The sequence below is a fragment of the Mesorhizobium sp. RIZ17 genome (genome assembly GCF_051127865.1).
GTDB classification, from domain to species: domain Bacteria; phylum Pseudomonadota; class Alphaproteobacteria; order Rhizobiales; family Rhizobiaceae; genus Mesorhizobium; species Mesorhizobium humile.
The window spans coordinates 2,354,521-2,368,529 of record NZ_CP147861.1 but is presented as its reverse complement, the minus strand read 5'-3'; the positions used below and the strand labels follow the sequence as shown (position 1 = coordinate 2,368,529).

The 14,009-nt window shown below is 64.9% G+C and carries 12 protein-coding genes; 7 read left to right on the top strand and 5 right to left on the bottom strand.

The genetic code is table 11. The annotated features are described in order from the left end of the window. Nucleotides 1-4: 4 nt before the first annotated feature. Nucleotides 5-1,516 carry an L-arabinose ABC transporter ATP-binding protein AraG gene (gene araG / locus WDX12_RS11650; RefSeq protein WP_434724969.1) on the bottom strand — a complete coding sequence of 504 codons (1,512 nt, stop codon included), beginning with the start codon at nt 1,514-1,516 and terminating at the stop codon, nt 5-7. A gap of 83 nt (nt 1,517-1,599) precedes the next feature. Further along, a complete protein-coding gene (locus tag WDX12_RS11645; protein WP_434724968.1) occupies nt 1,600-2,592 on the bottom strand; it encodes an arabinose ABC transporter substrate-binding protein in 993 nt (330 codons plus the stop codon). A 267-nt stretch (nt 2,593-2,859) separates the two neighbouring features. Between WDX12_RS11645 and WDX12_RS11640 the strand changes: the two genes are divergently transcribed. Next, a complete protein-coding gene (locus WDX12_RS11640; protein ID WP_434725614.1) occupies nt 2,860-3,549 on the top strand; it encodes a FadR/GntR family transcriptional regulator in 690 nt (229 codons plus the stop codon). A gap of 15 nt (nt 3,550-3,564) precedes the next feature. Beyond that, nucleotides 3,565-4,713: a galactonate dehydratase gene (dgoD, locus tag WDX12_RS11635; protein WP_434724967.1), complete on the top strand. Its 1,149-nt coding sequence runs from the start codon at nt 3,565-3,567 to the stop codon at nt 4,711-4,713. Between the two features lie 28 nt (nt 4,714-4,741). Here the strand turns inward: dgoD and WDX12_RS11630 are convergent, their stop codons facing one another. Beyond that, nucleotides 4,742-5,401 carry a DUF2161 domain-containing phosphodiesterase gene (locus WDX12_RS11630; RefSeq protein WP_434724966.1) on the bottom strand — a complete coding sequence of 220 codons (660 nt, stop codon included), beginning with the start codon at nt 5,399-5,401 and terminating at the stop codon, nt 4,742-4,744. Between the two features lie 165 nt (nt 5,402-5,566). Here WDX12_RS11630 and WDX12_RS11625 point away from each other — a divergent pair, with 165 nt between their 5' ends. From WDX12_RS11625 to WDX12_RS11605, 5 genes are all read left to right on the top strand, one after another. Continuing rightward, entirely contained in the window at nt 5,567-6,664 is a 1,098-nt protein-coding gene (locus WDX12_RS11625) for a LacI family DNA-binding transcriptional regulator (protein WP_434724965.1), read from the top strand. A gap of 163 nt (nt 6,665-6,827) precedes the next feature. Further along, nucleotides 6,828-7,781 (top strand): ABC transporter substrate-binding protein, encoded by a 954-nt coding sequence (locus WDX12_RS11620; RefSeq protein WP_434724964.1) that lies wholly within the window; start codon nt 6,828-6,830, stop codon nt 7,779-7,781. A gap of 68 nt (nt 7,782-7,849) precedes the next feature. After that, entirely contained in the window at nt 7,850-9,373 is a 1,524-nt protein-coding gene (locus WDX12_RS11615; protein ID WP_434724963.1) for a sugar ABC transporter ATP-binding protein, read from the top strand. After that, the gene (locus WDX12_RS11610; protein ID WP_434724962.1) at nt 9,370-10,407 is read left to right on the top strand and encodes an ABC transporter permease subunit; all 1,038 of its coding nucleotides are present in this window, start codon (nt 9,370-9,372) and stop codon (nt 10,405-10,407) included. Before WDX12_RS11615 ends, WDX12_RS11610 begins: the two co-directional genes overlap by 4 nt. A gap of 80 nt (nt 10,408-10,487) precedes the next feature. Next, nucleotides 10,488-11,840 (top strand): hypothetical protein, encoded by a 1,353-nt coding sequence (locus WDX12_RS11605; protein WP_434724961.1) that lies wholly within the window; start codon nt 10,488-10,490, stop codon nt 11,838-11,840. A gap of 91 nt (nt 11,841-11,931) precedes the next feature. Here WDX12_RS11605 and WDX12_RS11600 read toward each other — a convergent pair whose 3' ends face one another. Both WDX12_RS11600 and WDX12_RS11595 read right to left on the bottom strand, forming a co-directional pair. After that, on the bottom strand, nt 11,932-13,209 hold the full coding sequence (locus tag WDX12_RS11600; RefSeq protein WP_434724960.1) for an L-fuconate dehydratase: 1,278 nt from the start codon (nt 13,207-13,209) through the stop codon (nt 11,932-11,934). Between the two features lie 52 nt (nt 13,210-13,261). Then, nucleotides 13,262-13,993, bottom strand: coding sequence for an SDR family oxidoreductase (locus tag WDX12_RS11595; protein ID WP_434724959.1), 732 nt, complete (start codon nt 13,991-13,993; stop codon nt 13,262-13,264). Nucleotides 13,994-14,009: the final 16 nt, after the last annotated feature.

Here is a 14,009-nt window from a genome sequence, read left to right as displayed (position 1 = left end):
GTCCTCAGGATGCGATCGCGTCGGGGGTTTTCTTGTCGGGAAGGGCCGCGGCCAGGATTGCCTTTTCGGCGAACTGGTCGCGCGTAAGTTCGGCGGCGATGCGTCCGCCGCACATCACCAGGATGCGGTCGCAAATGCCCATCACTTCCGGCAGCTCCGAGGAGACGACGACGATCGCCATGCCGTCCTCGGCGAGCTGGTAAAGCAGCTCGTAGATCTCCGACTTGGCGCCGACATCGATGCCGCGCGTCGGCTCGTCGACGATCAAAACACCTATGCCCTGCTCGGACAGCCAGCGGCCGAGGATCACTTTCTGCTGGTTGCCGCCTGACAGGTTGACGATGTCCTGCCTGCGGGACGGCGTGCGCACCTTGAGCTTCTTGATGAAGGTCTCGGCCGTCGCGATCTCGCTGGCGCGGCTCAGCACGCCAAAGCGCGTGTGATGGCGCCTGGACGAGATGTTGATGTTCTCCTCGATCGAGCGGCCCTGGATGATGCCGTCATGCTTGCGGTCCTCGGAGCAGAGCACGATGCCCGCCCTGATCGCGTCGTGCGGGCTGGCTGCCGCAATCGCCTTGCCGTCGACGGCGATCGCGCCGCCCGAGCGCGGATCGGCGCCGAAGACCAGCCGCATCAGCTCCGAGCGCCCGGCGCCGATCAGGCCGAAGAAGCCGACGATCTCTCCGGCGCGGGCTTCGAAGCTCGCCGGCGCCTGTAACCTGGCGCCGCTCAGATTGTCGACCTTAAGGCGGACCTCTCCAGCCTTGCGCGGGCGGAAACCCCAGATGTCGGAAATCTCGCGGCCGACCATTTCGGCAACGACCTGATCGCGCGTCACACCTTCGAGCGATGCGTGGTGCGCGGCGAGCTTGCCGTCGCGCAGCACCGTCAGGCTGTCGCAGAGCCGGAACACCTCGTCGAGCCGGTGCGAGACATAGATGATGACCTTGCCCTCGCCGCGCAGCCGGTCGATCAGGGCGAACAGGATCTCGCTTTCGCGCGAGGACAGCGACGAGGTCGGCTCGTCGAGCGCGATGACGCGGGCGTCCAGCATCACCGCCTTGGCGATCTCGACCATCTGGCGTTCGCCGATCGAGAGCGTCTTGACCTTGCGGCGCATGTCGATGTCGATGCCGGCCGATTTCAGCTTGGCGCCGACATCGTCGAGCATGCGGCGGCGGGCGATGACGCCTACGCTCGCCGGAAACCGGCCAAGGCTGAGATTTTCGGCGACGGTCAGCTCGGGCACCAACTGCAATTCCTGATGGATGACGATGACGCCGTTGTCGAAGGCGTTCCTGGTCGAGGCATAGGCCTGAACCTTGCCGTCGATGCTTATTGCGCCGGCATCGGCATGCTGGTCGCCGGACAGGATCTTGATGAGGGTGGACTTGCCGGCGCCGTTCTCGCCCATCAATCCATGCACGGCGCCCTTTTCGACGCCGAACGACACGTCGGACAGAGCCCTGACGCCAGGATAGGTCTTGGTGATGTCGGAGAATTCGAGAAAGGACACCGCTCAGATCCTTGTGCGCTACCCTTGCCGGGTCAGACCAAACAGGCGGCGACGCGGGCCGCCGCCTGTTTGTACAGGGAGGACTATTCGATGCCGAGGTCCTTGCGCACCTTCTGGTAGTCGTCGCGCTTGGCGAGCGCACCGGCGGTCAGCGTCAGCTTCGCCGGCTCCTTGTTGTTGGCGATCCAGTCATACATGTTCAGCGCCGTCTCGTAGCCGTGGCGCTTGGGCGAGATGATCACCGTGCCGACGAAACCGGTGGCGGTGGGCTTCTTGAACTCGTTGATCGCCGATTCCGCGCCGCCGATGCCGACGCCGATCATGCCGTCGGCCGGAATGCCGACGCTTTCGGACGCGCGGACGGCGCCGAGCACCGCCTCGTCATTGAGGCCGAAGGCGATCCACTTCTTGATGTCGGCATGGGCATTGAGCACCACGGTCGCAGCGTTGAGCGCGGCTTCGGTGTCGGTCTTGGCCTGCGGCGCGTCGAAGATGTTCTCGGCCTTGAAGCCGGCGGCCTTCAGCACCGAAATCGCGCCTTCGACGCGGTCGACGGCGGTCGGCAGCTGGTCGTAGGAGACGCGGATCGCGCCGACCTCGTCCATCTTCCAGCCGCGAGCCTTCATCTGGTCGATGATGGCCTGACCAACGGCCTCGCCGATCTTGGTGGCGGAGATGCCCATATGCGGCACGTCTTCCAGCGGCTTGCCGTCGGCGCCGACGAGGCGGTCGTCCACCGTCATCAGCTTCAGATTGTTGGCGGCCGCCTTGGCGACGATGCCCGGGCCGAGCTTCACATCCGGGGTGCAGACGACGAAACCTTGCGCGCCCTGGGCGCCGAGATTGTCGATCGCCGACATCAGCTTCTCGCCGTCCTCGGCGCCGATCTTGACGAGGGTGAAGCCCTTTTCCTTGGCAGCCTGGTCCGCGAATTTCCATTCGTCCTGGAACCAGGGTTCCTCGGGCTGTTTGACGATGAAGCCGATCTTGGTGTCCTGCGCATAGGCAGACGCGATTGTCGTGACCGACAAGACGGCGAGAGCGCCCGCGACGAGCGCGGTTTTCAAAAGTCGCATGTTTACCTCCCAGTGAACGGCCGGACGTCGAGCCCGGGTTTCCCGTCTCTAATCAATTTCATCATACACGTCAATTGATCTGGTATGATAAATGATTTAAATAGTCAGATCAGTAGCGCTGGCGCAAATCACCGGTATCCGCTAAGGCCGGGCCGGGCGCGCGCAACCAGGGTTCGCTGCCTTGGAGGAGGGGCTGAGGTGAACGAGACACCGAAGAAGGCTGACGAGGCGACCAATGCGCGCGAGACGGCACGTCGCCCGCGCGTCATGCCGGATGTGACAAGGGCGCTCGCCTCCGACATCTTCTCGGGCCGCTATCCGGCCGGTTCGTCACTGCCGACCGAGAACGACCTCGGCGTCGAATATGGCGTCAGCCGCACCGTGATCCGCGAAGCGCTGAAAGTGCTGGCGGCCAAGGGCCTCGTGCTTTCCAGGCCGCGCATCGGCACGGTGGTCTGCGACCAGGACAACTGGAACATCATCGATCCGCAAGTGCTTGCCTGGCATGCGCCGCACGCCCTGGACGACAAGCTGTTCGACGCGATCCTCGAAACCCGCCGCGCCATCGAGCCGCTGGTCGCCGAGCTCGCCGCCGCGCGCGCGACGCTGCAGGAGATCGCCGACCTGGAGGCGGCCTGGCGCGGCATGGCCGGCGCCGGCGAGGACCCCGTCGCCTTCTCGCGCAGCGACATCGCCTTCCACCAGATCCTCTATGCCGCCAGCCACAACCCGATCTTCCGGCAGATCGGCAACCTGATCGACACCGGGCTGAAATTCTCGCTGGAAGCGACGGCGACCATTTCGCTCGACCGGCGCATGGAAGCGGTGGCGGCGCACCGCGAAGTGGTGGAGGCGCTGCGCATGCGCGACGCCGAAGCGGCGCGCGACGCGGCAAACAGAATTCTCCACCTGGCGGCGCGCGACCTCGTCAGCGCCAAGAAACTCAAGAACAACTGAGACAAGCTTGCCCGCATGAAAATCACCGCCTTGACCACCTACATCGTTCCGCCGCGCTGGCTGTTCCTCAAGATCGAGACCGATGCCGGCATCAGCGGCTGGGGCGAGCCGGTGGTCGAAGGCAAGGCGCTGACGGTCGAGGCGGCGGTCAAGGAACTGGCCGACTATCTGATCGGCAAGGATCCGCGCCTGATCGAGGATCACTGGACGGTGATGCATCGCGGCGGCTTCTATCGCGGCGGGCCGATCCTTATGAGCGCGATCGCCGGCATCGACCAGGCGCTGTGGGACATCAAGGGCAAGGCGCTCGGCGTGCCGGTGCATGAACTGCTTGGCGGCAAGCTGCGCGAGACGATCAAGGTCTATTCCTGGATCGGCGGCGACCGGCCGGCGGAAGTGGCGGCCGGCGCCAGAGATGTGGTGGCGCGCGGCTTCCAGGCGCTCAAGATGAACGGCACCGAGGAACTGCAGATCGTCGACAGCCATGACAGGATCGATGCCGCGGTCGAGCGGGTTGCCATGGTGCGCGAGGCGGTGGGCCCCAATATCGGCATCGCCGTCGATTTCCACGGCCGCGTGCACCGGCCGATGGCGCGTATGCTGGTCAAGGAACTGGAGCCATACCGGCTGATGTTCATCGAGGAGCCGGTGCTGAGCGAGAACCGCGAGGCGCTGAAGGAGATCGCCGCGCTCGGCTCGACGCCGATCGCGCTCGGCGAACGGCTCTATAGCCGCTGGGACTTCAAATCTGTGTTCGAGGAGGCGGTCGTCGACATCATCCAGCCCGATCTGTCGCATGCCGGCGGCATCACCGAATGCCGCAAGATCGCGGCGATGGCGGAAGCCTATGACGTGGCGGTGGCGCCGCATTGTCCGCTGGGACCCATCGCGCTTGCCGCATGCCTGCAGCTCGACGCCGTGAGCTACAACTGCTTCATCCAGGAGCAGAGCCTGGGCATCCATTACAATGCCGGCAACGACCTGCTCGACTACGCCGCCAACAAGGACGTGTTCCGCTATGAGGACGGCTATGTTGCCATTCCCGACGGTCCGGGCCTGGGAGTCGAGATTGACGAAGACTATGTGAAGGAGCGTGCCAAGGAAGGGCATCGCTGGCGCAACCCGGTCTGGCGCCACAAGGACGGCTCGTTCGCCGAGTGGTAAGCCGGCAAATTATTTCGCACTCGATTGCCTATAACGTCGCCGGCAAAGGTCCGATGGCGGCGAGACCGGCTTCGGTCAGCGCGTAGACACCGCGCTCGGCCCTGGCGAACCAGCCGTAGTAGTTATGCAAAAGAATGCTGGCGGCGCGCGGCGAAAGGGTCTTGAGGTCGCGCGGCCGCTTCGGACCGTCGGCCATGGCGGCGGCGCAGGCCAGCGCCTCCTGGCGGTAAGCGGTCATGATCGGCTTCTTGCGCGTGCTGCCGCCGATGGACGGATCGCCCTTGCGGCGGTGATGCTCCTCGACCAGGCGCGAGCGCCGCCCGGGGTCGCGGCGCGGCGGCAAGGCGGCGGGACTGAGCAGCAATTCCACCTCGCCCTTCTTGCCGACGCCCAACAGGCCGAAGCCTAGACGACGGCAGAGCGCGCGGAAGCGGCGGTCGTGCTCCCGGCCCTTGCCGCGCGCCGACATCAAAGCAGCCAGCCATACCTCGTCACAGGCCGCCGCGCGGTCGACGGCCTGCAGGACGAGCTCGAGGTTGAATTGCAGCTTGAGCTCGCAGATGACGACGACATCCGGCTCACCGGTGCGCACGCCGACCACGTCGCAGCCGCCGATCTCGCCCTTGACGGCGAAATCCATGCTCTCAAGGAACCGCTTCACCGGCTCGTAGAGGGAAGTTTCCTGCATGGGGCGATGCATAGCCGATTCGCGGCGGTCCGGTCGCGCGCTAGAAGCATCCTCACCTTGATGGATTGAGAGGCCGGATTGACAACGCCTGGAACACCGACTACAAACAACCCTAAACGTTTAGGTAAAGGCTTCGGCTGACCTCGACGAGGGAGGTTTCGACCCTTGGCAAGATCGACAATGCGCGACATCAGCCGCGCCACAGGCCTGTCTTTGTTCACCGTATCGCGCGCACTCAGCGGAGCGGATGGCGTGTCCGAGGCCAGCCGCGAGCAGGTGCTGAAAGCCGCCAGCGATCTCGGCTATGTGCTCAACCGCGCCGCTCAGGAATTGCGCCGCGCCAGCCGCGATTCAGTTGCCGTCATCACCGCAAGCACCTCCAACTCCTACTATCTCGACCTGATGGCGGGCATACAGCAAGCGCTCGAGCCGTCCGCCTGGACCGTGGTCGTCGGCGACGTCGCGGTCAACGGCGCCTATGACGCCCGCCTCGAGGATCGGATGATACGCCGCCTCATCGAGTCGCGGACCGCCGGCGTGATTTCGACATTGACCTTGACGGCAGACAACGCGCGGCTGCTCGAACGCTGGGACATCCCGCTGGTCTTCGTCGATTCCTCGCCGCCGGCAGAGGCCGCGCACATCCCAAGCGTGACCACCGACAACTACAATGCCAGCCTGATGGTAGGCAAACATCTTGCCGACCATGGCTACAAGGACTGGCTGTTCCTGGTCTATCCGTCGAAATGGTCGACGCGGTTCGACCGCGAGCGCGGCATAAGGGAGGCGGCGCGGATCCACGGCGCCGACCTGGTGGTGCTGGAATCGGAGAACGACGCAGCGTCCGGTTACAGCACGCTGGCGCGCCATATTGATGCCAGTGGCAGGATTCCGCGCGCGCTGATCGCGGGCAACAATCCGCTGCTGCTCGGCTCCATGAAGCTTGCCGCCGAGAGGCGCATCGCCATTCCGGATGAATTGGCGGTGGTCGCCTATGACGAATTCGCCTGGTCGGAACTTACCGATCCGCCGATGACGGTGCTGAACGAGCACAGCGAACAGATCGGCCTGCTTGCCGCGATGACCCTGCGCAGGATCATCGACAAGCAGGTCGAAGCCGAGAAGAAGGGCGAGGCGCCGACGCCCCTCTATCTTCCCGAGGACCAGCAGCGCGTGCCAGCGCGGCTGATCATCCGCTGTTCCTGCGGCTGTTCGAGGGACGGCGTCCACGCACGAGGCCCCGTCGCCTCGCAGGCTGCCTAGCGACACAAGGAATGGAAGGACAATGACCGGATTATCTTGTGCTTGAACCTAAACGATTAGGCAGCTCGGAAGCCGGGATCTGGCCGCGGTGATGCTCGCGGTTCGACAGTCGAGAAAACGAATTGCCGTCACATCACGGCGGCGAACAACAAGGAGGATAAACATGACAGCAAAGACCACCCTGCGGTTAATTACCGCCACATCGCTCCTGGCGTTCGGCCTGGCATTTGGAGCCGTTCCGGCCACGGCCGAAAGCAAGCTTCCCAGCAAGATCGAGAAGATCGGCCTGATGGTGCAGGATATGTCCAACCCGTTCTTCTCCGCCATGACGAAGGGGGCCCAGGACGCCGCCAAGCAGATCGGCGCTTCCGTCAACGTGCAGGACGCGCAGCTCGACCTCGCCAACCAGAACACCCAGATCGACGCCTTCATCCAGCAAGGGGTCAATCTGATCGTCATCTCGGCGGTGGATGAGGCGGGCATCGAACCGGCCATCCTGCGCGCCAAGGAGGCCGGCATCATCGTCATCGCCGTCGACACTCCTGCGCACGGCGCCGACGCGGTGATCATGACCAATGCGGTGCAGGCGGGCGAGAAATCCTGCGAATACCTGTTCCAGCAGATGGGCAGAAAGGGCCAGGTGCTGCTGGTGGACGGCACCCCGATCCAGACGATCATCGACCGCATCAATGGCTGCAAGACGGTGGCCAAGAAGTTCCCGGACATCAAGATCGTCGGCCAGCAGGCCTCGAAGAACGACCGTGCTTCCGGGCTCGCCGTGACGACCGACATGCTGACGGCCAACCCGGACGTCACCGGCATCTTCGGCATGAACGACCCGTCCGCGCTCGGCGCCGTGCTCGCGGTCGAGCAAGCCGGCAAAGCAAGCCAGATCAAGGTCACCGGCGTGGACGGCAGCCCCGAAGCGGTCGCCGAACTGAAGCGGGACGGGTCGCCGTTCATCGGCTCGGCCACGCAGAACCCGGCCGAGATGGTGCGTCAGGCGGTCAAGGTCGCGCAGGACATGGTTGCCGGCAAGGCGCCGCAGGACAAGACGATCCTGATCGAGAGCGTGCTGGTCACCCGCGACAATGTTGGCCAGTATCCGGGCTGGTAAATCTCCCAGGCCAGCCCGCGGGGAGCGGCCTTGCGCCGCTCCCCGCCCAGAGATCCGATGAGGCTGCCATGAGCATCCAACCTCCGCTGCTCGCCGTCGAGGACGTTTCCAGGCGCTTCGGCGCCACGCTGGCGCTGAACAAGGTCCGTTTCGACCTGAGAGCGGGCGAAGTGCACGCGCTGATGGGCGAGAACGGCGCCGGCAAATCCACGCTGATGAAGATCCTTGCCGGCAACATCCAGCGCGACGCAGGGCGCATCCTCATCGACGGCCGCGAAGTCGAGATCCGTTCGCCGATCGAGGCCTCCGCCAACGGCATCGCCATCATCCACCAGGAACTCAACACCGTGCGCGACATGACGGTCGCGGAGAACCTGGCGCTCGGGCGCGAGCCGCGCACCAGGCTGGGCATGCTCGACCGCCGCCGCATGGATGAGCAGGCGCGTCAGAAGCTGGCGCGCATTCACTCCACGATCGATCCGCGGCGGCCGCTCGGCTCGCTGAGCGTCGGCATGCAGCAGATGGTCGAGATCGCGCGCGCCGTGAGCGAAAACGCGCGCGTGCTGGTGCTCGACGAACCGACCGCCGCGCTGTCGCGGGCCGAGGCGCAGGAGCTTTATCGCATCATCGGCCAGATGCGCTCGGCGGGCGTCGGCCTGATCTACATTTCGCATCGCATGGAAGAGGTCTGGCAGTTGGCGGATCGCGTCACGGTGTTCCGCGACGGCGGCTATGTCGGGACCGGAACCTTAGCCGAGATCAGCCCGCCCGACGTGGTCCGCATGATGGTCGGCCGTCAGGTTGCCGACCTCTACCACCATGACAAACGCGAGCCGGGTGCCACCATCCTCGAAGTCGAGGGAATGACGGGCACGGGGGTCGGCCCCGTCGATCTCTCGGTCCGCGCCGGAGAGGTGGTTTGCATGGCCGGCCTGATCGGGTCCGGCAGGACCGAAGTCGGCCGCCTGCTGTTCGGTGCCGACCCTCGCACCGCCGGTTCGGTCCGCATCGGAGGTCGCCACAGCCGCCCGGCGGATCCGTTCGAGGCGATCGCCGACGGCATTGGCATGGTGCCAGAAAACCGTAAAGAGCAAGGGCTGTTCCTCGAGCATTCGGTGGAAGACAATATTGCGATCAGCTCGCTCGATCGCTTCGTTACGGCGGGCGTCGTCGACCGGACGGCGCGACGCGACGCGGTTCTGGCGCAGATGAAGCGGCTGGGCCTCAGGCTCAACGCGCTTGCGCTGCCGGTGAAGGCGCTGTCCGGAGGAAACCAGCAGAAAGCGGCGCTGGCGCGGTGGCTGCTTCGCGATTCCAGGGTGCTGATCCTCGACGAGCCCACCCGCGGCGTCGACATCGGCGCAAAGCGCGAGATCTACGAGGAGATCGACCGGCTGGCGCGCGCCGGCAAGGCGATCCTCGTCATATCGTCGGACCTGCCGGAGGCGATCGGCATAAGCGACCGCCTGCTGGTCATGCGCCAGGGCAGGATCGTCTCGGAACTGGTTTCGGAAAAAACCTCGGAAGAAGAAGTGATGCTTCACGCGACGGGCACCGCGACCCGCAGCAGACATACAGGAGCGCAGCCATGAACCCTGCTCGAGACGAGATCCTCCAGGCAAAAGCGGTCGCTGCCGAGCACGCCCCGTTCGATTTCGCCAAATGGTGGGATCGGGTCGGCATTCTCGTGGTGCTGGTCGCGCTGATCATCCTGATGTCGGCCATCGCGCCGAACTTCAACCGCGTCGACAATCTTCTCAACATCGCGCGCTCCATATCGGTGAACGCCATCCTGGCGGCCGGAATGACGCTCGTCATCCTGACCGGAGGCATCGACTTGTCCGTCGGATCGATGGTCGCCGTTTCGGGCGTGGTTTCGGTCATAGCCGCCATTGCTGGAGTGCCGGCACCCGCCGCCATCGGCATTGGCCTTGCCGTCGGCGCGGCCTGCGGCCTGATCAATGGCGCGCTGACGGCCTATCTTTCGCTTGCCCCGTTCATCGTTACGCTGGGCACGATGACATTCTTGCGCGGCCTCGCCTACACCATCACCAAAGGCCAGCCGATCGTCTCCAGCTCGCTGAATTTCAAGGATATCGGCAACGGGTATCTCTGGGGCATCCCGATGCCGGTCATCGTGATGGCGGTCGTCTACCTGATCGTCTGGTTCATCCTGGAACGGACGCGCTACGGCCGTCACGTCTATGCCGTGGGCGGCAACGCGGAGGCGGCGAAACTCGCCGGCGTGCGCGTGAAGCGGGTCGTCACGTCCGTCTATGTGCTGGCGGGCGCTTGTTCGGGCCTGGCGGGCGTCATCTTCGCCGCCCGCGTGATCTCGGCTCAGCCGACAGCCGGCACCGGCTATGAACTCGATGCCATCGCGGCAGTGGTGCTCGGCGGCACCAGCCTTGCCGGCGGCCGCGGCCGGATCGTCGGCACCCTGATCGGATCGGTAATCCTCGGCGTTCTGGGCACCGGCCTGATCCTGCTCAACGTGCCCTTCTTCACGCAGCTTCTGATCAAGGGCGTGGTGATCATCCTCGCCGTTGCCATCGACAGCCTGAAGCAGCGGCCGGGGCTTTTCCATTTCCGCAGGAACAGACCGCCCGGCGCATCCGGCCAATAACCGCTCAGGTGCCGCCGTCTGCGCCCGGCACGGCCGGCCGCGCCCTTTCCCGCTCACACTCTGAATTGGAAGAATTCTCCATGACCCTTGCCGTCGCCATCACGGATCCCCTTGCCGGCCATCGCGAGCGCGAACCGATCGTCTTTTCCGTCGCTGGGGACCTGCCGCAGGCCCTCTGGTGGGCTCGCGACGACGCCAGCAACCGGGTGCTTTGCCAGCGCCTGACGCAAGACAGAAGGCCAGGCGAAACGCGTTTCATCGCGACCGTGAGCTTCAGCGGCCAGTTGCGGCTGACGCTGGAAGAACCGTGCGAGCCTGGTTCAGCCTGCATTCCCGGCATCACGGTGCTGCAAGGCAAGGAGGCCGACTGCTTCGTCCGTCTCGATACCGGGGCCTTCGATCTCGAGCTCTGCCGCGGCACCGCCCAGGGTCTCGGCTCCTCCAAATGGGGTATCCGCCACTTCCGGTCCTTGGCCGACGATTTCGAGCTGCTTCCCTCCGGCAACAATGCCATCGGCGGCTTTTACGGCCCTTTCTTCACGCCCGAGAACGGGCTGATCAACCCTCCCGAACATACGACCGTCGAGATCGAGACGCTGGAGCGCGGCCAAGTCCTCCACCACTACCGCATGCATGGCACGATACCGGACGGGCTGCTTGACGAGCTCAAGGGCAAGCGCTTCTCGATCGACTGGGTTTTTACCCACGGCACGCCCTTCTTCCAGCGCCGCTACCAGGTCGACCCCTTCCAGACCGTCATCAACGGGCGCTCGGTCACCAACAAGATCACCGTCGGCGACGAGTTCGAGGGCGGCAAGGGCAAGCTGGTCTTCGACCGCTTCGCCGCCTATGGCGGAACGCGCTACCGCGCGGGGGACCCCTATGCCGGCGAACTCGTCGCCATGGTCGCAGAAACAGTGAGCGGCTCGACCAACCAGAGCCGGAAGTTCGAGGAATTCCGTTCCAATCTCAGCGACATCGAATCCGCCCATTGGGATCTCTACTGGCGCCTGTTCTGCCAGTGGGAGGGCGTGCTGGGCGAAGACGAGCTTCGTGAACGGCTGGCGCGCGTGCGCGCGGCATCGCATGTGAAGGCCGAGCTCACGGATCGCCAGTGGGTGCTGACGGATCGGCCGGTCGATGTGTCGGCGGTCGAGCACGAAACGATATTTCCCGGCCCAGCCGATAAGACGGTGGAGTTCGACACGGCCACGGGCCGCGCCATGGTCTGGTGGACATCGCAGCCTTCCGGCGCCTTCCAGATCGTCCAGCGGCGCCAGTCCGGCTGGGTGAACTGGGGCAGCAATGGCGAGAATGAATGTCCCGAGCTTCCCGTGGGCGTCGAGATCAAGACGGCCTACGGCCATTTCGCCGACTGCTGGCAGGCGGTTGCCGACCAGTTGGAGACGCCGCCGACCGTCAGCGCCGGATAGACAACTCGGGCGAGGTCGAACGACGATCGACCTCGAGCCGGGATCGATCCAGATGAAGGCAAGCCCGAAAGCAATCGGGCCGCGCCATGTCTCAGGCGCGATGCAGATAATCCTCGATCGATTGCGGCTTCATCTCGATCGAGAAGCCAGGTGCGGTCGGCGGCATGTAGGCGGCGTCGCGGATCACGCAGGGCTCCAAAAAATGCTCGTGCAGATGATCGACATATTCGATGACGCGACCGTCCTTGCTGCCTGACACCGCGACATAGTCGATCATCGACAGATGCTGGACATATTCGCAAAGGCCGACGCCGCCGGCATGCGGCCAGACCGGCAGGCCGAACTTGGCGGCGATCAGCAGCACCGCCAGGACCTCGTTCAGCCCGCCCATGCGGCAGGAATCGATCTGCACGACGTCGATCGCGCCGCCGGCGATGAACTGCTTGAACATGATGCGGTTCTGGCACATCTCGCCGGTCGCGACCTTGATCGGCGCCACGGCCTTGCGGATCTTGGCATGGCCGGCGACGTCGTCCGGGCTGGTCGGCTCCTCGATGAAGAAGGGCTTGGCGAAGGCGAGGTCCTTGAGCCAGTCGATCGCCTGGTCGACCTCCCAGACCTGGTTGGCGTCGATCATCAGATAGCGGTCCGGGCCGATGACCTCGCGGGCGATCCGCAGACGGCGGATATCGTCTTCGCGGTCGCGGCCAACCTTCAGCTTGATGTGGTTGAAGCCATCGTCGATCGCCTCCTGGCAGAGACGCCGGAGCTTGTCGTCCGGATAGCCGAGCCAGCCGGCCGAGGTGGTGTAGCAGGCATAGCCCTCGCGCTCGAGTATGGCGATGCGCTCCGCCTTGCCAGCCTCGGCCTTCGTCAGGATCGCCAGCGCCTCGGCCGGTGTGATGGCGTCGGTGAGGTAGCGGAAATCGACGATGCGCACGATCTCTTCGGGGCTCATCTCGGCGACCAGGCGCCAGACCGGCTTGCCGGCTTCCTTCGCCCACAGGTCCCAGACCGCGTTGACCACGGCGCCGACCGCAAGATGCATGGCGCCCTTGTCCGGGCCGATCCAGCGCAACTGGCTGTCACCGGTCACATGGTGCCAGAAACGGCCGGGATCCTCTTTCACCCAGTCGAGATCGAGCCCGACGACGAGGTGGCGCAGCGCTTCGATCGCCGCGCAGCAGATCTCGTTGCCACGGCCGATGGTGAAGGTGAGGCCATGGCCTTTCAGCGACGGGACATCGGTGTCGAGGATGACGTAGGCGGCCGAATAGTCCGGGTCCGGATTCATCGCGTCGGAGCCGTCGAGGCTTTGCGATGTCGGGAAGCGCAGGTCGAAGGTTCTGAGGTCCGTGATTTTCGTCATTGCTGCCTCTTAGCTGGCCTGCCTCGTAACGCAACTGGCGGCCGAAACGGCCTCAGATCGACCAGCCGCCGTCGATGTTATAGGCCTGCCCGGTCGTGTAGGTGGCGCCGGCCAGATAGACGGCGAGATCTGCGATCTCCTCCGGCGTGCCGATCCTGCCCATCGGCTGGCGGGCGATGAAAGCCGCGCGGGCCGCCTCATAGTCGCCCTGCGCCTGCATGCGGCCGTGAAGCGAGGGGCTCTCGACGGTGCCCGGGCAGATGGCGTTGCAGCGGATTCCTCGAGCGACGTAGTCGGCGGCGATCGATTTGGTCAGGCCGATCACGGCCGCCTTGGTCACGCCGTAGGCGAAGCGGTTCGGCACGCCCTTCGGGGCGCCCGCCACCGACGCCATGTTGATGATCGAGCCGTCGCCGCGCTCCAGCATGCCGGGCAGCACGGCGCGGATGGTGCGGATCATGGCGCGTACATTGAGATTGAAGGCAAAGTCGAGGTCCTCGTCCTTCATCTCCAGGATTGAGCCGGCATGGACAAAGCCGGCGCAGTTGAACAGCGCGTCCACCCGGCCGATCTCGGCGAAGGCGGATTTCACCGCCTCGTCGTTCAGCACGTCGAGTTTTCGCGCCGCAATCCCGGGCGTCTTGCCAAGTTCGGCCAGGGCTGCCTCGTTGATGTCGGTGGCGTGGACGATGGCGCCGGCCTTTGCGAAAGCCAGGGCGCTTGCCCGTCCGATGCCCTGCGCGGCCGCCGTGACGACCACGACCTTGCCTGTGATATCAGCCATGTTCTTGTCTCCGTCT